The following is a 20,759-nucleotide window of genomic DNA, read 5'->3' as shown; positions in this document are numbered from 1 at the left end:
TTGTTGAAAGAGAATCTAATAATGAAGCTTTAGTAAAAGTGTATCTAGCAAGCTCTGTACTTTCTAGTGATTCTTATTTTCAATACAGGCTAGCAATTAGTGATTAGCTGCAATTAGGTTGCTTATTTCAGATCTATTATTTTAAAAAACATAAATAGGAGAAAAAATGCCTACTCAACAAAAAATGTTATCATTAGCAGTAACACTGTTACTTGGAATGATACCTTCAGTATGTATGCCAACAACACTGACAATAACTAAAGAAGCTGGAAATATACCTGAGAAGTATATGTCTAATGTTGCTACTAATAGTAATGAGATATCAGTTGGAAACCTAGTAGACTCTTTGTATGATGCGATAGCAGATGAAGATCCTTTTACTTTTACTCAGAATGTTCTCGGCACTGAACATGAGGGAGTTGCTGCTAATTGTACAGATTTTAAATGTGCAGTTACTGAAATTAATGGGGAAAGATGGATGGTTCAAGAGATTCCTAGTATCAACCAACTTCAACTATATAAGGAAGATTCAGATGATGCAATTACTCTATATTCTTCATTTGAAGGGGGGACAACGATAGATCCATCAAGAGAAGATGCTGAGCAATTACAACAACTTGTTAATGAGTCTATAACGGTATTTAATGAAAATTAAGCTTGATGAACAAAATTCTTCGCAAATACTATTATATAATCAATAAATATATCATAATTCAATTATTTTACTCTCTGTACCAATATAAGCTGAGATTTTTGCTTTATCTGTAGTAGATACAAAAACTTGTGAATCTAATTGCTGTAAATATGCAAATAAAGTAGCTGTATGTACAGTATCTAGTTCGGAGGTTATATCATCGACTAAATAAATACATTTGTTTAAATTTTCAAGATTATGTACTTCACCTTGAGCAAGTTTTATCGCACATATTAATAGCTTTTGCTGACCACGGGAAAATATATCTTGAATAGGTTTGCTATCTATTGTCATCACAATATCTGCTTTATGTGGGCCATGATTAGTTTGGTTGTAGCGATTGTCATAGTTAAAAGACTCATCTAAAACTTGGCTTAAATTTTTATCTTTATTCCAACCACGAAAATAGCTTATATCAAGGGTAATATCAGGATTAAATTTTGTAAGAATTTCAAATATTTTCGGTTTTAGTTTTGCAAAATAATCTTGTCTTTTTAGATCTAAAATATCTCCAAATTCACAAAGTTTTTTATCAATACCTTCAATATAGCTATACGGATAGTTTTGTTTTAGAGCTGAGTTTCTTTGCTTTACTAAAAACTTAGTTTGTTGCCAAATTTTTAAAAATGTTTTATCTAAGTAAAAGGCTCCCCAATCTAAGATTTTACAACGCTGTTGGGCACCTGAGTTTATGATGTTAAAACTCTCAGGGTTCATAAGTTGAATTGGTAGATTTCTTGTTATCTCGGTATGGTTTTTTTGTACTTCTGAGTTTAGTTTTGAAACATTAGAGTTATTTTTTTTACGCGATAACGAAATCGTAATATCGTTTTGATTAAAAACTCGACTAAATATCACAAACTCATCAGCATCATGATTTATAATTCTGTTAAGTTGAGAGCTTCTAAATGAGCGACTGTGAGATAGAAAGTAAATTGACTCAAGAATAGATGTTTTACCAGAACCATTTTTGCCTATAATAAAGTTTATATCCTTATCAAAATCATAGCTTTTTGACTGTATATTTCTAAAGTTTTGTAGCTGTAAGTTAGATATATACATTTTAGATAAATTCTAGGCTATTGGTGTAAATTTGTTGTTTTAGTATATCAGTATTTGATTGATAAATATCGCATAATAATCTGAAAATTTCAGGAATTTTTTCAGGTGTATTGATTGTTTTTTCTCCATAAAGTCGCATATCTGGAGAGTCTGTTTCTAAAACTATACTTTGAGCTGGTATATCTTTAACTGTATCTTTAAGCTTAGCTTTAGGTTGCGAAATTAATCCACCAATTCCAAGTTTAAAACCAAGTTCAATATATGTTTTAGCAATGTTTGTATTGCCATTGAAGGCATGAATTATCCCACCATGATTAAACCTACTATCTTTGAGGATTTTAATAACCTCATTGTGAGATTTAACACTATGGATAATTACAGGTTTTGCTAGATTATTCGCGATACTTATTTGAGCTTTGAAAAAGTCTAATTGTTTATCAAAGTCCTTAACTCGTTTATCTAGTCCAATCTCACCAATTAGCTTTGTGTTTTGTGCTATAGTATATTGCTCAAGCATATCCAAGTACTGACTTTCATGATTTTTTATAAAAATAGGGTGTAATCCAAATGCTATCTTTATAGACTTAAACTGTTTGTTCAACTCAATAAGTTTATCCCAACTAGAGTGTTGTGTCGCAGGATTTATGAACTGAGTGATATTGAGTTTATTGCATTTAGTTATTAGCTCATCTCTAAAAGAGTCAAAAACATCAAAATCTAAATGGCAATGAGTATCTATAAACATTCGTTGTTTTGTTAAAATATCGGTTTGATTAAGTTATAATACAACAAGTTATATATAGATTAAAATAGACATCATTTTATAAGGTTTGCAAATGAGTAACACGACAAACAATTTTTTATTTGAATTAGGTACAGAAGAGCTACCTCCAAAAGCACTTAAAAGCTTAGCTAAATCACTACTTTCATCAGTTGAAAGTCAACTAAAAGAAGCTAAAGTTAGTTTTGATGAGACAAGATGGTTTGCTTCACCAAGACGATTAGCTTTTATTATTGAGGGTTTAGCTCAAAGCCAAGAAGACATCACTATCGAAAAACAAGGTCCTCTAGTAAGCATAGCTTATAAAGATAATGAGCCGACAAAAGTAGGTTTAGGTTTTGCAAAATCTTGTGGTGTTGAAATTAGTGAGCTTGAGGAAATTGAAACTCCAAAAGGTGATAAGTTATACTACTCTAGTACTCAACAGGGACAAAAAACTGTAAAGCTTATACAAGATATAATATCTAAAGCTCTTAAACAGCTTCCTATTCCTAAGATGATGCGTTGGGGAAGTTCAGATGTTGAGTTTGTAAGACCGGTACATTGGGTGCTTGCAATATTTGGTGAAGAGATAGTTAATATTGAACTTTTCGATAAAAAATCATCAAATATTACTTATGGTCATAGATTCCATAATCCAAAAGCAATAGCTGTAAAATCAGCTTTTGAATATGTAGGCTTACTTGCTGATGCGATGGTTGTAGTAGATTGGGAAGAGCGTAAATGTGAGATAATTAAACAAGCAAAAGCACTAGCTAAGCAAAATAACTATAAGGTTGTTTTAGATGATGCTTTGGTTGAAGAAGTTTGTGCTATTGTTGAGTATCCACATGCGATGATGTGTAGCTTTAATGACGATTTTTTAAGAGTTCCACAAGAGGCACTTATATCTTCAATGGAAGAGCATCAAAAATGTTTTGCCTTGCTTGATGGACAAGATAATCTAGTCGCTAACTTTATCACTATATCAAATATTCAAAGCACAAAGCCTGAATTAGTCACAAGTGGTAATCAAAAAGTAATGAATGCTCGTTTAGCAGATGCAGCATTTTTCTATGATACTGATTTAAAAACCTCTTTAGAAAGTTTATTACCTAAACTTGAGAGTGTGACCTTCCATAATAAATTAGGGAATATGCACCAAAAAGCTCAAAGATTAGCAAATACATCTAAGAATTTAGCTGAAATTGTTAATATAGATAGCGAACAAGCTTATCGTGCAGGCTTATTAGCAAAGGCTGATTTAATTTCAGATATGGTTTTTGAATTTACTGATTTACAGGGCATAATCGGTAAATATTATGCAAAAGCATATGGTGAGTCAGATGTAGTAGCTGATGCTATTGAGCAACAGTATTGGCCAAAATATTCTGGTGCTGAGCTACCTGAAACAAATGTGGCTAATTGTGTTGCATTAGCTGAGAAGCTAGATACTTTAGTTGGTATATTTGGCATAGGACAAAAACCTACAGGTAATAAAGATCCATTTGCACTGCGTAGATCAGCGATAGGTATTTTGCGTATTCTTAGAGATAATATAGATATTTCTTTAGAGCAAGTGATTGATATAGCTATAGAAAGCTATAAATGTATAAATGCTGTTGAACTAAGCTCAAACACTAAAGTTGAAGTGATAAACTTTTGTCTTGATAGATTGAAAAACCTATATAAAGAAGAGGGTGTTGCTACTGATATATTTGAATCTATTAGTACTACTAATTACGAATCTATAAAAGATTTTGATGCTAGAGTTAAAGCAGTTGTTAAATTTAGTCAATCAGATAAAGCAAAAAGCTTGATAGCATCAAATAAAAGAGTTGCAAATATTCTAAATAAAAATGCAAAGGGTAGTTCTGTAGAGTTTAATAGAGAAGCATCAAAAAATGCTGGTAATGCTTATGAGTTGGCACTAGTTGATAGTCTTGATGAGATTGAAAAAGATTTTGAAAAATATCTTAACAACCGCGAATATACTTATGCTTTAGAATTACTTAGCACTATAGAAAAAGTAATTAGTGAGTTCTTTGATAATGTAATGGTCATGGATGAAGATTTACAAGTTAGAAATAATAGGATAGCTTTGTTGGCTAAGATTAGAAAGATGTTTGCATCAATTGCAGATATTTCTAAGTTATAAGGAATTATTCAAATGAGTAATCAAAAAAATGTTTTGGGTTCAAAGTTACAAGCTTGCTGTTTTGAGTCGATGACAGGCTATTATCGTGATGGTTTTTGCAAAACTGAAACAGCTGATTTTGGCCTCCATACAGTTTGTGCGATTATGACTCAAGAATTTTTAGATTATACAGCTAGTAAAGGCAATGATTTAAGCACACCTAATCGAGCGTTTGGTTTTCGTGGTTTGAAGCCAGGAGATAAATGGTGTTTGTGTGCATTAAGGTGGTTAGAAGCATATACTCAAGGAGTAGCACCAAAAGTTATTCTTGAAGCTACTAATGAGCTAACGCTTGAAGTGATTAGCATTGAAACTCTTGAAAAAATGGCTCACAGCTAATCAAAACTATTATAATCTATACAATTAAGTTTACTCTTTAATTCCTTGATAAAATCAAACAAATTTTTTGTATGGATATTATCCTTGTTTGAGCCTATCCATAGTGATTGTAACTTAAAATCATTTTCACTTTTTGCATATTTACGCAAATTAGCAGTATGATAATGTTGTATCGGAAAAGTGTACTCTCGAATAGAAGAATCTTTTATTAGAGTATTAGCGATACCTCGAGCATATTTGCCTGTTATATTGTTTGAAACTACAGTGGAGAAATTATTGCGAATATGGTTTTTAGTTTCTTTAGAAATATTACTTCCACTAGTCATCATAAAAGCACTACCAAGTTGTATATAGTCAGTACCTGCATTAAAGTAGTTTTGCATATTATTTACGCTAATTCCACCAGCAGCGATAAAGCATTTTGATGGATATTTTTGTTTAGCACTTTTTAGAAGCTCAAGGGTTGTATTTTTGTTGATTTGATTATGCAGAAAGCTAGCTTGATGTCCACCAGCTTCATTTCCTTGTATTATGATAATATCTATGTCTTTATTAATAGAGTATATTACTTCATCAATAGAGGTCGCATTTGCTATTAGTTTTATACCGTGATTTTTTAGCTTTGTAATTGCTTTATCACTTAAAAGACCAAAAGTCATACTAACTATTTTTATATTGTATTTTAAAATTAGATTTATGTATGTGTCTTCATCTATGCTAGTACGAACTTCAAACTCTACAGAATTGTTCTTGTTTTTAATCAGGCTTGTTTCGAGAGATATTACTCTTTGATTTTTTTGTAAGGTTTGAGATTTGTGATTTTCAATAAATAGGTTTAATCCAATAGAATACTCATCACGGTCTAGTTTTGAATAAACGCTTTTAATCATCTTTTCTAAGTCAACCAAGCTTAGGTATCCAGCCGGAATCATACCTAAAAAGCCATTGTTGGCAATGTTTGCTATAAATTTAGAAGATAAGATATTACCTGCCATTGGTGCTTGGATTATAGGGTATTTTATATTTAGAAGGTTATTTTTCATATTTTAGCGGTAATTTTTCTAGCTAAAAGCTCATTTTCTGCAAATGCTTCAGCTATCCATTTATAACAATTAACAGCTTCATTGTAGTATTCTAAACCATATTTTTTAATAATCGTATTTTTTATTATAGTACTCTGCATGCGCTTAACAACATTATGGTTATAACGGGTATAATTTGTATTTTCATCAGATATTTGTATATCCTTAAACCCTAAGTTTTTAAATATTCCTCTATATTGTTTTTCAGTTGTTGGAAATAATGATAAACCTTCTATTTCAGACATTTTGTCGATTTTTTCACCAAATCCGACACCATCTCGACTTAACCAATCAAAAATAATTATTTGGCCACTTTTCCTTATGATTCGTGATAGCTCATTAAACAGAGTTGGTTTAGTTTTTAAAGGAACATGGACTAAAACACCATCAGACAAAATATAGTCAAAAAAACAATCTTCAAAAGGTAGGTTATCATTATTTTTAGAAAGCAAGAATTTCACATTTTCTTGAGAGTATTTAACTGTAGCTGTTTTTACTAAGTATGGATTTATTTCTAAACCATAGTAATCAATTTGAGGAAACTTTTTAGCTAAATGTTTTGCCATACCACCTAAGCCAAAACCTATTTCTAAAACTTTTTTATTGTTTAGGTTATATGGTTTTATTAAATCATTAATAGCCTCTGTGCCACCTTCGGACATCAACCCTTCACCATAGCAAAGTTCTAAAAATGTACAATAATCCTTATCATATTCATTAATTATTTTATCTATAAGCATTTTAAAAAGTATCCTCTAACTTAGTTGATGCTTTAGTTGCTCAGTATTTAATTTACCATGCCACTTAGAAATAATAATTGTACCAACAGTATTTCCGATCATATTTGTGATTGAGCGACCTTCAGACATAAATCTATCTATACCTAGTATAATCACAATACCAGCTACTGGAACAGTCCCTAATGCACTTAAAGTACTAGCTAGGATTATAAACCCACTACCAGTAACGCCAGCAGCACCTTTTGAGCTAACAATCATAATAATTAACATAAATAACTGTTCTTGTAGTGTAAGATCTACACCTAAAGCCTGAGCAATAAATATAGCTGCTAATGATAGATATATAGCTGTACCATCTAAATTGAAAGAGTAACCAGTTGGTATAACAAGGCCGACAACAGATTTGTCACAACCAAGTTTTTCTAGTTTTTCCATTAAATTTGGTAATACTGTTTCAGAAGAAGATGTCCCTAGCACGATTAAAATCTCAGTTTTTATATAGCCTAAAAGCTTAAAGATGTTTATACCACAATAAAGTCTTAAAATTAAACCTAATATTCCTAATATAAAAATTAAGCAAGTAGCATAAAAGCATAGTAATAAACCTAAAAGCCCAAAAAGAGTATCGGTACCATACATACCTATAGTGTAACCCATTGCAGCACATGCTGCTAAAGGTGAGTAGTACATGATTATATGGATGATTTTAAAAAATACTTGAGATAGAGATTGAATGCCAGTAATTATTGGTTGAGCTTTTTCTCCGTAAGCTACTAGACCCACAGCAAATAATATTGCCACAAATAGTACCTGTAAAATATCACCATCAGTAAAAGCACCAGCAAATGTATGAGGGATAATGTCCATAAAGAAGTCTTGTACGCTCTCCATATGCTCAACATTACCCATATAGGCTTTAGCACTATTTATATCTAAAGAGTTTGGATCTATATTTAACCCAATTCCAGGCTTGACTAAATTGGCAATAATCATGCCTATAGATAAAGCGACAATTGTAGTAGCGAAAAAATATAGTAAAGCAATACCACCAATTTTACCAACAGCCTTTAGATCACTCATAGCAGCTATGCCAGAGACTAGAGTTAAAAATATGATAGGAGCGATCATTAGTTTTATTAACTTAATAAATACATCTGCAAAAGGCTTTAAGCTAATAGCAATACTTGGTGCAAATATTCCAAGAATTATGCCAATAAAAATTCCTACTAATACTTGGGCGTAAAGATGTTTAAAGGTTTTCATACTAAAAATAATTAGTGAGGTCTAAAGTTAATATAATTAAGTTTAAACATAAATGGAAGCTTTTAGTTTTTAAAAATTCTCTCTAGTAAGCTTAGCTAATTTTTGATGAATTATATTGGAAGGGTGTAAATTATCAAAAAATATATACTTGTTAAGTTTGGATTCACAATTTTTTGTTTTTCTGTAGTCTATCAAAAAATCGAGTTTACCAGTTTTTAGTGGTATATTTAAACAAGGCTTATCACTTATTAAATTTTTGTTTTTCAATAAAGAGTTTAACAACTTATGAAAATCTATAATTTTAATATCAATACCTTCACTTTTATACTTCTCAATAATTTTTTTAGTAAGTTCATTTGTTTCTATAACCCTATTATGAATACTTTCTCGTTTTTTAACACTTGCTTTAGCATATCTTGGAGCTTTACTAAAGTCGGGAAGATTAAGAAAAGCTATATGTTTTGCCTTTTCTTTTTTGATTAATAAGTTTAAAGAAGTATCTATGTTTTGTGCAATTATACTTGGGGCAGCACCAAGATCCATTATGTCATTAGCACCGATCTCCATAGTATATAATGTAGTGTTTGGATTGTATGATTTATCTTTCTTAACAAAATTTTCAACTTGCTGAAGTAGATTGGTTATAAGCTTTATAATTGATTTGTCATTGAGCTTAATATCTTGGTAACCATTTTTACTATATGCACCGCCATAAGCATTATCTATCAGTTTACATTTTCTGTCTTTACTGTAATCACATAGGTATTCTACCCAAACTTTGTTATTGCTAAATCTACCGTTAAACCAAGTATTGTCATTTGGTATAGTTTCTAAGGATTTTTTGTATGTGTTACCTTTATCAGAGAGACTATCACCAAAAGATATGATATTAGAATAAGAAAAATCTTCGTGAAAAAGCAGATTTTTATATTTATTTACAACCATAATTACTGAAAATGAAGCGACAGTTAATAAAATAGCAGAGCTAATAATTAGTTTTTTATGTTTCAAAAGGAGGAGATCATTAGGCGAATAATAAATTTGTACAATTTTATCACATATAAATAAGACAAGTTGTTAGATTATAGCTATAGCCTCTATTTCAACGCGAACATCTTTAGGTAGTCTAGCAACTTCAACACAAGAGCGAGCTGGAAAGTTATTATTAAAAAAAGAACCATAAATATTATCTATGGTTTTAAATTCAACCATATCTTTTATAAATATAGTTACTTTAATAACCTTGTCTAAATTAGAGCCTGCAGCTTCTAATACAGCTTTTAAATTTTGCATACATTGAGTTGTTTGCTCTTTTATACACTCACCAACTAATTCACCATTAGGCTTTAAACCAATTTGTCCTGAGGTATAAACAAAATCATTCACAACAATTGCTTGCTCATAAGAACCTATTGCTTGAGGAGCATTTACAGTATTAATTTTTGTTTTTAGCATATTACATATCTCTCGCTATTTTGTAAGTTGGATCAATTTCTTCAAATACACAGTAAGGACCAGCATTTTTAAGAACTTTACGGCAGTCTTTACTTAGGTGCTTAACTGTCACTTTTTTACCTAAATCTAGGTATTTTTTTGTAATGTCGTCAATAGCTTCAGCCCCAGATATATCCATAACTCTCGAGTTTGCAAAATCAAGGACAATATTTTCGGGGTCAAAATTAATGTCTAATAAGCTTTTAAAAGAACCAGTAGAACCAAAGAATAGTGGACCGAAAAATTCATATACTTTAGTATTTTCATCTTCACGGTGTGTACGACTGTGAACTTGTGAACTTTTCCATGCAAAAACTAACGCAGATATTATTACACCAGAAATAACAGCTATAGCCAAATCTGAATAAACTGTAATAGCTGTAACAGCAACGAGTACAAATCTGTCAGAATTTGGCATATATCTAATGCGATTTACGCTTTCCCACTCAAATGTGTTAATACAGACCATAAACATAATTCCTGCTAGGACTGCTACAGGAATATATGAAATATACCCTGATAAGGCTACTACAAAAGATATAAGTAATAAAGCAGCTGTAAGCGATGATAGTCTACCACGACCACCATTAGTGAAGTTGATGATGGACTGTCCTATCATAGTACAGCCAGCCATACCACCAAAGAAACCACAAGTAATATTACCAACACCTTGGGCAATACATTCCTGGTTACCATTACCATGTTTTTCATCCATCTCATCTAGTACAGATAAAGTAAGTAATGACTCAATTAATCCAACTAAAGCAACAATAACTGCAAAAGGCAGTACTGTAATAAAAGATTCAGCAGTAATATGAATATTTGGGATAGCGAAACTAGGAAAAGCTCCAGAAATATCAGCTAAGTCCCCAACGCTTTTTGTATCGACTTTAAATATAACAACAATAGCTGTAATTGCAATTATTGCCACCAGGCCTGAAGGTACTTTATCTGTAAGTTTGGGTAGGAAGTAAACAATAAACATAGTTAGTAATACTAAACCATACATCATAGGACCTTCATGATGAAATAAAGGTATTTGAGCTAAAGCAATAACTATAGCTAAACCATTTACAAAGCCATACATCGCAGGTTGAGGCACTAAACGAATCAGTTTACCTAGACGAAGTAAGCCTATAGTTATCTGGATAACGCCAGCCATAATCGCACATAGTAATATATATTGTAATATATAGCTACTAAGCTCACCAGATGCTGTTAAGGATTGAAGCATTTCAGGTGATAGAGATGCTTTAACTTGTATGCCAAGTCCTACAAGCACAACTGCTACAGCACCAGTAGCACCTGAGACCATGCCAGGTTTACCACCAATTAATGCTGTAATTAGACCAAGTATAAAGGCTGTATATAAACCTACAGTAGGTGAGACTCCAGCGATAACTGAAAATCCTATAGCTTCAGGTATAAGAGCAACTGCGACAACAAATCCAGATAAAACATCAGATTTAACATTTCTGCCGATAAAGTTATTTTTATAGTCTAACAAAATTATTTCCGTTCTATTTTAGTGATTAAAGTAAGACTATAAAGATATCATAAAACTAAGTAGTAGTTAAGAGTGTTTTAGGTTAGCTTAGGAACTATCTTTAAATTACTCTTTAGAGGAAAAATGTTTTTTATATGCAACTATGAGAATTAATTGCATGATTATAAGAGAAGTGGATGTAAATATTAATTCAGCAGTGTTTTTAAAAATAGGGTAACAAAGAATCCCATAAACAAGTGATGCAAGAATAGAAATTGCTAAATATATATAAGATATGCGTAACTTAAGTAGTGCTGCTAAAATTCCCATAATGATGAAAAGTATTTTAATAAACAAAGCTCCAAAACGAGCAGGGTCATCCCAAAAAGATATACCTGAGACTATGCATAAAATATAGTAATAATAGCTCGAAACAAGTATGACACAAGTTATAATTATCATTGAGAGCTGTATGAAGGTAGCAGATTTGAAATTATTTACTGCATCATTTTTGTTATAAGTTAAAAAGCCAATAATTGCGAGTATGATAATAGATACTTGATCTAAAAAGTATCTCATACTATATATACTAATATACTCTATAGGTATCATTGTTAGTATATAAGTAATTGTTGATAGTAAAAGTGCTAACCAAGCACTTTTAGAGTTTTTTGCTAGTGATACAATAAAGGCCAAGAAGGATACTTTATAAATAAATATTAAAAAATATATAAACATTTGATTATATAAATAGATTTAATTTAGAGATATTATATAAGAAAAAGTTAGAAGAATCTATTTGAGATACATTACCAGCCAGTAACTTCTTTTAATTTAGAACCTAATTCAGCAGGTGATCTTGTGTAAGCAATGCCTGCAGCTTCGAAAGCAGCAAACTTTTCTTCTGCAGAACCTGTACCACCAGAGATGATAGCACCAGCATGACCCATACGCTTACCTGGAGGAGCTGTAACACCAGCAATATAACCAATAACTGGCTTAGTAACATTATCCTTGATGTATTCAGCAGCTTCTTCTTCAGCTGTACCACCAATTTCACCGATAAGGATGATAGCTTCTGTTTGAGGATCTTTTTCTAGCAATTTAAGTGCTTCGATTTGGTTCATACCTGGGATAGGGTCGCCACCTATACCGATACAAGTAGATTGACCAAAACCTAGCTTAGTAGTTTGAGCAACTGCTTCATAAGTTAAAGTACCAGAACGAGAGATGATACCAACTTTACCAGGCTGATGAATATGGCCAGGCATAATACCGATTTTGCACTCACCAGGAGTAATAACGCCAGGGCAGTTAGGACCTACAACTTGTACATCTTTATCTTTTAAGTATTCTTTAACTTCTAACATATCTAAAGTAGGTACGCCTTCAGTGATTATAACTACAAGTTTTACACCAGAATCAACTGCTTCGATAACAGAGTCTTTTACAAATGGAGCTGGTACATAAATTACAGATGCATCAGCACCAGTAGCAGCAACAGCTTCTTTCATTGTGTTAAAAACTGGTCTATCTAAGTGAGTTTGTCCACCTTTACCAGGAGTTACACCACCTACGATTTGTGTACCATAAGCAATCGCTTGCTCTGAGTGGAATGTACCGTTTTTACCAGTAAAACCTTGTACTAAAACTTTTGTGTTTTTATTAACTAATACGCTCATTATTTAATATCCTTTTTAACTGTCTTTATTTAAATTACTTTAGAGATTTTACAACTTTATCAGCAGCGTCAGCTAAACCTTCTGCAGGGATAAGCTTTAAGCCAGACTCTGATAAGATTTTAGAACCTAATTCAGCATTGTTACCTTCTAAACGAACAACAACTGGTACAGTTACATTTACTTCTTTAACAGCATCAATAATAGCTTCTGCGATCATGTCACATCTAACGATACCACCGAAGATGTTGATCAATACAGCTTTTACATTCTCATCATCTAAGATTAGTTTAAATGCTTCGATAACTCTTTCTTTAGTTGCGCCACCACCTACATCTAGGAAGTTAGCAGGCTTACCACCATATAACTGGATGATATCCATAGTAGCCATTGCAAGACCAGCGCCGTTTACCATACAACCGATATTACCTTCAAGAGCAACATAGTTTAGCTCATGCTCAGATGCTTTAAGCTCTTTAGCGTTTTCTTGAGACTTATCTCTTAGAGCTAAAAGTTTAGGGTGTCTGTATAGAGCATTTGAATCAAGATTGATTTTACCATCAACACATACGATCTCACCATTTTCTCTTACAGCAAGAGGGTTAATCTCAAATAATGCAAAGTCACATTCAACAAATGCTTTGTAAGCACCTAGCATAGTCTTTGTGAAGTCGTTGATTTGTTTGCCTTCTAAGCCTAGTTGAAAAGCAACATCACGAGCTTGGAATGGTTGAAGACCTACTAATGGATCTACTTCTACTTTAAGAATTTTTTCTGGAGTGTTATGAGCGACTTCCTCAATATCTACACCACCTTCAGATGAAACCATAAATGTAACTTTACGGCTAGATCTGTCTACAACAGCGCCTAAGTATAATTCACGAGAAACAGGGTATACATCTTCGAATATACCAACAGAATTTACAGGTTGACCATCAGCATCTGTTTGGAATGTAACTAAGTTTGTACCGATAAGACCTTCAGCAACTTCACGCGCTTCTTGAGAAGACTTAACAACTTTAACACCGCCAGCTTTACCACGGCCACCAGCATGAACCTGTGCTTTAACAACAGCAAATTTACTACCGATTTGGTCAAATGCTTGAGCAGCTTCATTTGGATTATGAGCAACAATACCTTTTTGAACTTTTAAGCCGTAGCTTTCTAAAAGATCTTTAGCTTGATATTCATGTAAATTCATGGATTTCCTTCCTTATTTTATCGTTTGACGAAAATTTTAAAATATAACAACAAGATGATAGCGTATTTACTGTTGTTTTTCTAATACAAATACATTTAAATTTTGCTTTATATATTATCTTAAAAGTTTAAGTTAGGAAGTTATTTTTTAGCAAGATCCTTTCATTGGAATCAATTGATGTTTTTTTTAAACTATATTTTTATGCAAAAATTAAAAAAATACTTATAAAACAGCTTTTAAAAATGTATAGTGATATTTATCTGAATTGTGTTAAATTTTATTCAAAAGGTTTTACTATGCTTAAAACTCCATTATATGACTGTCATGTGAATGCAAGTGCTCGCATGGTAGATTTTTCGGGTTGGTCAATGCCAATAAATTATGGTTCACAAATCAAAGAACATGAGCTTGTTCGTACAAGTTGCGGTATCTTTGATGTGTCACATATGCTCGCTGTAGATATAGAAGGCAGAGATGCTGAGAATTTCTTGCGCAACATACTTGCTAATGATGTAAAGAAACTTCAAGTAAATCACGCGTTGTATGGCTGTATGCTTAATGATGATGCTTGTATTATTGATGATTTGATAACTTATAAGGTTGCTGATAATCACTTTAGAATAGTTATCAATGCTGGTAATAGAGAGTCTGATGTAGCCTGGTTTAGAGAAAACTCAAAAGATTTTGATGTGGCTATTACAACTTGTGAAGATTCTGCAATTATCGCAGTACAAGGACCTAATGCTAAAGATATAGTTGCTAAATCAGTAGGTTCTAGTATCTCAAGTGAGCTTGTAGAGTTAAAACCATTTAGCTTTAAATTAGATGGTGAGTGGATGTATGCTCGCACGGGCTATACAGGCGAAGACGGCTTTGAGATAATCTTACCACAAAGCAAAGCAGTAGATTTTTGGAATACGTTGCTTGAGAATGGAGCTGAACCAGCTGGTTTAGGTGCTAGAGACACTCTGAGACTTGAAGCAGGTATGCACTTATATGGTCAAGATATGAATACTCAAACTACACCACTAGAAAGAGGTTTGGGTTGGAGTGTGGATTTATCTGATGAAGATAGAGAATTTAACGGTAAGAAAGCGTATCTTGCTAAAAAAGCGCAAGGTGTAAAAACTAAGTGGACTGGTGTAGTACTTCATTCAAAAGGTGTACTAAGGGCTGGTCAAGAAATAGACTTTGATAATGGTGAAAAAGGTTATATTACGAGTGGTAGTTTTTCACCAAGTTTAAAAGTGGCAATAGCATTAGCATATATACCTAAAGAAGGAACTAATCCTAAAGTAAATATTAGAGGTAAAGAACTTGATGTAGAAGTTACTAAGCCTAGATTTGTCAAAAATGGTAAGTCACTGCTATAGCTAAATTATAGCTAAATTATAGCTAAATGATTGTAGAGATAGTATCGAGTATATTGTGCTATCTAGTAAATAAGTAAAAAAATAAGATAAATACATTTTAATATAACGGAGGAATAAATATGTCTAATATACCTAGTGAACTAAAATACACAAAGAGTCATGAATGGATAAAAGTTGATGGTGATGAAGTAATTGTAGGCATTACTGAGCATGCACAATCACTTCTGGGTGATCTTGTATATGTTGAGTTGCCAGAAGTTGGAGATGAGTTTTCTACAGGTGATGACGCTTGTGTAGTTGAATCTGTAAAGGCAGCTTCTGATGTTTATTCTCCAGTGGCAGGTGAAGTTATAGAGATAAATGATTCAGTATCTGATGATCCAGCACAAGTCAATCATAGTCCTTACAGTGAAGGTTGGTTATTTAAGCTTAAAGTGTCGGATGAATCAGAATTAGATGCTCTTATGTCTGCTAGCAGTTATTCAGAAGTAATTGCAGACTAAATATTTCTTGTCTACAAAGTTTAACTAACTATTAAATACCTATACATAGGAGATTGTATGTCTTTTATTCCACATAAGCCTGAGCAAATCAAAGAAATGCTCGATATAATCAAAGCTGGTTCAGTTGATGATTTGTTTGATGAGATTTTACCAGAGCTAAGAGCAGATAAGCTTAAAATAGCTGATGGTCTTTGCGAGATAGAGTTAGCTCGTTTAGCTAAAAAAAGAGCTTCAAAAAACAAAGAGCTTGTAAACTTCATCGGTGCTGGTGCATATAGTCATCACATACCTGCTGCTATATGGGATATAGTTGCTAGAGGTGAGTTTTATACTGCATATACACCGTATCAAGCAGAGGCATCACAGGGTGGTCTGCAAGTAATTTATGAATACCAAACAATGATAGCTTCACTTACAGGTATGGATGTATCAAACGCATCTATGTATGATGGTGCGACTGCACTTGCAGAGTCTATATTAATGGCTATTCGCTCAAACAAAAAAGCAAAGTCACTAAAAGTACTAGTAGCGGATGCTTTACACCCGACTTATTTAAAAGTTGTAGAAACTGTAACTAAGCACCAAGGTGTAGAGGTTGATGTAGTAAGCTTAGATTTAGGAAATGGTAAGAATTCTGTAGATAATCTAAAAGATTTTGAAGCTACTCAGTATGCTGCGGTAGTTGTTCAAAGTCCTAATTTCTTGGGTCAAATTCCAGATGTAGATGGCTTGACAGATTGGGCTCATAATCATGGTGCTTTGGTCGTAGCTGTGACAAATCCTGTGTCTTTAGCAATACTGAAATCGCCTGCTGAATGGGGTGAAACAGGTGCTGATATAGTTTGTGGCGAAGGTCAACCTTTAGGTGTGCCTATAGCTTCTGGTGGACCATACTTTGGCTTTATGACTTGTAAGATGCCATTTGTGCGTCAAATGCCGGGTCGTATAGTTGGTAGAACTGTAGATTTAGATGGTAAAGATGGTTTTTGCCTTACTTTACAAGCTCGTGAACAACATATCCGTCGAGCAAAAGCTACCTCAAACATTTGTACTAACCAAGGTCTGATGGTAACAGCTGCTACTATCTATATGAGCTTGATGGGTGCAGAAGGTCTTGCTAGAGTTGCAGAGAATTGTCATGTAAATACCAACAGTCTTGCAAATAAACTTTCAAGTCTTGATGATGTAAGTGTGAGATTTGACGGTGTGCATTTCCATGAAGTTGTTATTAATTTACCAATCAAAGCAAAAGATTTTATCAAAGAAATGGCAAAAGAAGGTTTTGATGCAGGTTTTGACTTGGCTCAATTTGATAAAAATTTACAAAACTGTGTAATGATTTGCTCAACAGAAATTCATAATGATAGTGACCATGATGAGTATGTTGCTGCAGCTAAAAAAGTAATTGCTAAAGTAGGAGGTTAAGAAATGGTTATTTTTGAAAAAACTCGTGGTCATAACTCTCCTGCAGTTATTCCTAAAAAAGCAACTGGAACTATAAACATTCCAGAGAATATGCTTCGTGCTAAAAAGCCAATATTGCCACAACAAGCTGAGCTTGATGTAGTAAGACATTACACACAACTTTCACAAAAGAATTTTTGTATAGATACTAATTTCTATCCGCTCGGTTCTTGTACGATGAAATATAATCCTCGTGCAGCTCATAAATATGCTTCATTACCGGGATTTTTAGATAGACACCCATACTCTGCTAATGAAAGTGTACAAGGTACGCTAGAATGTATGTATGACCTACAAGAGCTTATCAAAGAGCTTACAGGTATGACAGGCGTATCATTAGCACCTATGGCAGGAGCTCAAGGTGAGTTTGCTGGTGTATCTATGATAAAAGCGTATCATCACAAACGCGGTGATTTTGAAAGAAATGAAATCATAGTTCCAGATGCAGCTCATGGTACAAATCCAGCTACTGCAAAAGTTTGTGGTTTAAAAGTTATCGAAATACCTACTAAAAAATGTGGCGATATCGATATGGATGCACTAGAAAAAGTGCTAGGTCCTAAAACTGCAGGTATTATGCTGACAAATCCATCTACTGTAGGTGTGTTTGAAAGAAGTATCGGTACTATTGCTAAAATGGTTCATAAAGCAGGTGGGTTACTTTACTATGATGGTGCAAATCTAAATGCAATTATGGGTAAAGCTCGCCCTGGCGATATGGGATTTGATGTACTTCACATGAATCTACATAAGACATTTGCTACTCCACATGGTGGTGGTGGTCCTGGTGCAGGTCCTGTAGCTGTAAACGATAAGTTAAAAGAGTTTTTACCTATGCCTACAGCAGGTAAAAAGGGTGATGGTCTCGCTTGGCTTACTGAAGAAGATGTACCTAGCTCTATAGGTAGGTTATCAGCATTTAATGGTAATATCGGTGTGCTAATGCGTGCTTGGATATACGGTGAAATGCTTGGTGGCAATGGTTTAACAAAAGCATCTGAAATGGCTACGCTAAATGCTAACTACATTATGGCTCGCCTAAAAGATGAAGGCTTCACAATAGCTTACCCGGAGCGTAGAGCATCGCATGAGTTTATCGTGACTTTAAAGCCGGAGCTACAAAAGTATGGTGTAACAGCTACTGACTTTGCAAAATGCTTAATCGACAGAGGTGTACATGCTCCTACTATGTATTTCCCACTTTTAGTGCCAGAATGCTTACTTATAGAGCCAACTGAAACTGAAAATGTAGATAGCATGGAGCAGTTTATCCAAGCAATGGTAGAGATTCGTGAAATAGCGAAAACAAACCCAGAGTATCTAAAAGGTGCTCCGTACAATCTACCTGCTCGTCGCCTAGATGATGTAAAAGCCGCTAAAGAGCTTGATATTGTTTGGCAGCCAAAATAATTTTCCCTATAATCACTTGTAGATTTGTCTAATAACTACACAAAATGTCTACGAAGCTTAATCTTATAAAGACTCTTTTTGTTATAAATGTATTTTTTATAACTTCATCTTTTTATTTTCAGAACGAACTATTTGGGTGTCTAGCTATCGTTTTTTCTGCTTTATCGTTGATTTTAAGTGTGCTGATTGAGAAAAGAGTATTTAACTCAAATCTGTTTTTGTTTCTATCAACTTTGCCTATTTACTTAATAGTCCCACTATATCAAAATCCAATGTTTGCAACATTAATGATTACGCTATTCATATCTGCTTTAGTGTATGGAAAACAAGTATTTCAATTATTCAGCCTTGGTAAAATAAAAAATATCAAAATATGGTTAGCTATTATTGTTGTTTCAATTATAGCTTCTACAAGCTTAGTTTTGTGGGGATTGTGGACAGATAATTTAGGCGTCGGAGCAGCTATGATTACAGAGTTGAAAAAGCATAGTACGATTCTACTTTTATTGCTAATACCTTTGATGACGCTATTAAATGCAATAGTTGAAGAAACTGTTTTTAGAGGAATTATTCAAACAGAGCTAAGTAAAATCTTTACTAATTCGATAGCTATATTTATACAAGGTATTTTATTTGCAGCTTTTCATTATGCGGGTGGTTTCCCTAATGGCGTAATTGGCTTTGGCATGACTTTTATATATGCTGGTGCTTTAGGTATTATGAGATACAAAGTAAAAGGTCTACTAGCACCGATAATCACTCATTGGTTTGCAGATTTAACTATAGTTATATTTTTATGGAGTTGTTTTTAGATAAATTAAATAACAGGGGGGGGTATAACTCTACCTTAATAGAGTAGATGAAATGTTATAGAGTACCAAAAAGAGCATTAGAATTTGATGTATAATATTATAAGAAAAATAAAAAGCAGTAGCTTTATATAAAGTTCCATTAAAAAAATCATATCAGTTCGTTTTCTTTTCTTTTCTATTTTAGAAAAATACATTATTATATATGGTTAGCGTTTACGATTAATATTTTTATTTATAACAAGAGGTACTTAAATGAACTATCTAGATTTTGAATCAAAGATAAAAGAAGTTGAAGACAAAATCACATCTTTATCACATATATTTGAAGATGAAAAGACAGATAAAGAATTACAAAGGCTGAATAAGAAAAGACTAGAATTTATGGAATCTACATATTCTAAGCTGACTGACTGGCAAGTAGTACAATTATCTCGTCATCCAGATAGACCATATTTTAAAGATTTATTGCCTCTTGTATTTACAGATTTTCAAGAGCTTCATGGCGATAGAGCCTTTGGTGATGATTTAGCTGTAATTGGTGGTTTAGCAAAACTAAATAACCAACCAGTAATGGTTATAGGTCAAGAAAAAGGGCGTGATACTAAAAGTAAGATTAAACACAACTTTGGTATGATGCATCCAGAAGGTTATCGTAAGGCTCTAAGACTTATGAAATTAGCTGAGAAATTCAATATGCCTATAGTTACATTTATAGATACTCCAGGAGCTTATCCAGGAATTAAAGCAGAAGAGCGTGGCCAAAGTGAAGCTATTGCTAGAAACCTTTTTGAGATGAGTGCTCTTAAAGTACCGGTAGTTTGTACTGTTATAGGTGAAGGGTGTTCAGGCGGAGCTTTAGGTATAGGTGTTGGTGATAAACTCCTTATGCTTCAATATAGCTATTTTGCTACTATATCTCCAGAGGGGTGTGCTTCTATACTTCATAAAACTGCAGAAAAAGCTTCTGAAGTTACACAAATGATGAATATTACTTCTAATAGACTTAAAGAGCTTAAAATAGTCGACGGTGTAGTACCTGAGCCATTAGGTGGAGCGCATAGAGACTATGGAGTAACTGCTGAAAATATTAAAAAAGCTCTTTCAGCAGAAATCAAAGAATTAAGTAAAATGTCTGTAGAACAAAGAAACTCTAAAAGATATGATAAATTAATGTCATTCGGACAGTTCAAAGAAGCATAA

At 33.1% G+C, this 20,759-nt stretch carries 20 protein-coding genes; 9 read left to right on the top strand and 11 right to left on the bottom strand.

Going from position 1 to position 20,759, the window contains the following annotated elements; all coding sequences use genetic code 11:
- Positions 1-166: 166 nt before the first annotated feature.
- On the top strand, positions 167-655 hold the full coding sequence (locus tag FLM55_RS02440) for a hypothetical protein (RefSeq protein WP_178947854.1): 489 nt from the start codon (positions 167-169) through the stop codon (positions 653-655).
- Positions 656-706: 51 nt separating this feature from the next.
- Here FLM55_RS02440 and recF read toward each other — a convergent pair whose 3' ends face one another.
- On the bottom strand, positions 707-1,756 hold the full coding sequence (recF, locus tag FLM55_RS02435) for a DNA replication/repair protein RecF (protein WP_178947853.1): 1,050 nt from the start codon (positions 1,754-1,756) through the stop codon (positions 707-709).
- A gap of 1 nt (position 1,757) precedes the next feature.
- Complete coding sequence (locus FLM55_RS02430; RefSeq protein WP_178947852.1) at positions 1,758-2,501, bottom strand: TatD family hydrolase; 744 nt, start codon at positions 2,499-2,501, stop codon at positions 1,758-1,760.
- Positions 2,502-2,592: 91 nt separating this feature from the next.
- Here FLM55_RS02430 and glyS point away from each other — a divergent pair, with 91 nt between their 5' ends.
- Both glyS and FLM55_RS02420 read left to right on the top strand, forming a co-directional pair.
- Positions 2,593-4,674 (top strand): glycine--tRNA ligase subunit beta, encoded by a 2,082-nt coding sequence (gene glyS / locus FLM55_RS02425; RefSeq protein WP_178947851.1) that lies wholly within the window; start codon positions 2,593-2,595, stop codon positions 4,672-4,674.
- A gap of 12 nt (positions 4,675-4,686) precedes the next feature.
- Positions 4,687-5,052, top strand: coding sequence for a DUF2237 family protein (locus FLM55_RS02420; RefSeq protein WP_178947850.1), 366 nt, complete (start codon positions 4,687-4,689; stop codon positions 5,050-5,052).
- Here FLM55_RS02420 and FLM55_RS02415 read toward each other — a convergent pair.
- The 9 genes from FLM55_RS02415 to sucC all read right to left on the bottom strand — a co-directional run bounded on the left by FLM55_RS02415 (position 5,049) and on the right by sucC (position 13,997).
- Positions 5,049-6,095, bottom strand: coding sequence for a nitronate monooxygenase family protein (locus FLM55_RS02415; protein ID WP_178947849.1), 1,047 nt, complete (start codon positions 6,093-6,095; stop codon positions 5,049-5,051). The genes FLM55_RS02420 and FLM55_RS02415 overlap by 4 nt on opposite strands.
- The gene (locus FLM55_RS02410) at positions 6,092-6,874 is read right to left on the bottom strand and encodes a class I SAM-dependent methyltransferase (protein ID WP_178947848.1); all 783 of its coding nucleotides are present in this window, start codon (positions 6,872-6,874) and stop codon (positions 6,092-6,094) included. Before FLM55_RS02410 ends, FLM55_RS02415 begins: the two co-directional genes overlap by 4 nt.
- A gap of 15 nt (positions 6,875-6,889) precedes the next feature.
- A complete protein-coding gene (dctA, locus tag FLM55_RS02405) occupies positions 6,890-8,137 on the bottom strand; it encodes a C4-dicarboxylate transporter DctA (RefSeq protein ID WP_178947847.1) in 1,248 nt (415 codons plus the stop codon).
- Positions 8,138-8,206: 69 nt separating this feature from the next.
- Positions 8,207-9,148 carry an SGNH/GDSL hydrolase family protein gene (locus FLM55_RS02400; protein ID WP_178947846.1) on the bottom strand — a complete coding sequence of 314 codons (942 nt, stop codon included), beginning with the start codon at positions 9,146-9,148 and terminating at the stop codon, positions 8,207-8,209.
- 66 nt (positions 9,149-9,214) lie between these two features.
- Positions 9,215-9,592, bottom strand: coding sequence for a RidA family protein (locus FLM55_RS02395; RefSeq protein WP_178947845.1), 378 nt, complete (start codon positions 9,590-9,592; stop codon positions 9,215-9,217).
- A 1-nt stretch (position 9,593) separates the two neighbouring features.
- Positions 9,594-11,138, bottom strand: a complete 1,545-nt coding sequence (locus FLM55_RS02390; protein WP_178947844.1) for a SulP family inorganic anion transporter — start codon at positions 11,136-11,138, stop codon at positions 9,594-9,596.
- Positions 11,139-11,243: 105 nt separating this feature from the next.
- On the bottom strand, positions 11,244-11,813 hold the full coding sequence (locus FLM55_RS02385) for a hypothetical protein (RefSeq protein WP_178947843.1): 570 nt from the start codon (positions 11,811-11,813) through the stop codon (positions 11,244-11,246).
- Positions 11,814-11,926: 113 nt separating this feature from the next.
- Positions 11,927-12,799 (bottom strand): succinate--CoA ligase subunit alpha, encoded by an 873-nt coding sequence (gene sucD, locus FLM55_RS02380; protein ID WP_178947842.1) that lies wholly within the window; start codon positions 12,797-12,799, stop codon positions 11,927-11,929.
- A 34-nt stretch (positions 12,800-12,833) separates the two neighbouring features.
- The gene (gene sucC / locus FLM55_RS02375; RefSeq protein ID WP_178947841.1) at positions 12,834-13,997 is read right to left on the bottom strand and encodes an ADP-forming succinate--CoA ligase subunit beta; all 1,164 of its coding nucleotides are present in this window, start codon (positions 13,995-13,997) and stop codon (positions 12,834-12,836) included.
- Positions 13,998-14,293: 296 nt separating this feature from the next.
- Between sucC and gcvT the strand changes: the two genes are divergently transcribed.
- The 6 genes from gcvT (at position 14,294) to FLM55_RS02345 (ending at position 20,759) form a co-directional block, all read left to right on the top strand.
- Positions 14,294-15,370 (top strand): glycine cleavage system aminomethyltransferase GcvT, encoded by a 1,077-nt coding sequence (gene gcvT, locus FLM55_RS02370; RefSeq protein ID WP_178947840.1) that lies wholly within the window; start codon positions 14,294-14,296, stop codon positions 15,368-15,370.
- A 119-nt stretch (positions 15,371-15,489) separates the two neighbouring features.
- Complete coding sequence (gcvH, locus tag FLM55_RS02365; protein WP_178947839.1) at positions 15,490-15,873, top strand: glycine cleavage system protein GcvH; 384 nt, start codon at positions 15,490-15,492, stop codon at positions 15,871-15,873.
- Between the two features lie 57 nt (positions 15,874-15,930).
- Positions 15,931-17,298 carry an aminomethyl-transferring glycine dehydrogenase subunit GcvPA gene (gene gcvPA, locus FLM55_RS02360; protein WP_178947838.1) on the top strand — a complete coding sequence of 456 codons (1,368 nt, stop codon included), beginning with the start codon at positions 15,931-15,933 and terminating at the stop codon, positions 17,296-17,298.
- Positions 17,299-17,301: 3 nt separating this feature from the next.
- Positions 17,302-18,747 carry an aminomethyl-transferring glycine dehydrogenase subunit GcvPB gene (gcvPB, locus tag FLM55_RS02355; protein ID WP_178947837.1) on the top strand — a complete coding sequence of 482 codons (1,446 nt, stop codon included), beginning with the start codon at positions 17,302-17,304 and terminating at the stop codon, positions 18,745-18,747.
- A gap of 44 nt (positions 18,748-18,791) precedes the next feature.
- A complete protein-coding gene (locus FLM55_RS02350; RefSeq protein WP_178947836.1) occupies positions 18,792-19,559 on the top strand; it encodes a CPBP family intramembrane glutamic endopeptidase in 768 nt (255 codons plus the stop codon).
- Positions 19,560-19,811: 252 nt separating this feature from the next.
- A complete protein-coding gene (locus FLM55_RS02345) occupies positions 19,812-20,759 on the top strand; it encodes an acetyl-CoA carboxylase carboxyltransferase subunit alpha (protein WP_178947835.1) in 948 nt (315 codons plus the stop codon).

This window comes from Francisella sp. Scap27 (genome assembly GCF_013394105.1).
GTDB lineage: Bacteria > Pseudomonadota > Gammaproteobacteria > Francisellales > Francisellaceae > Francisella > Francisella adeliensis.
Note: the sequence above shows the minus strand (reverse complement) of the source record. Positions and strands in the feature narration are given on the sequence as shown.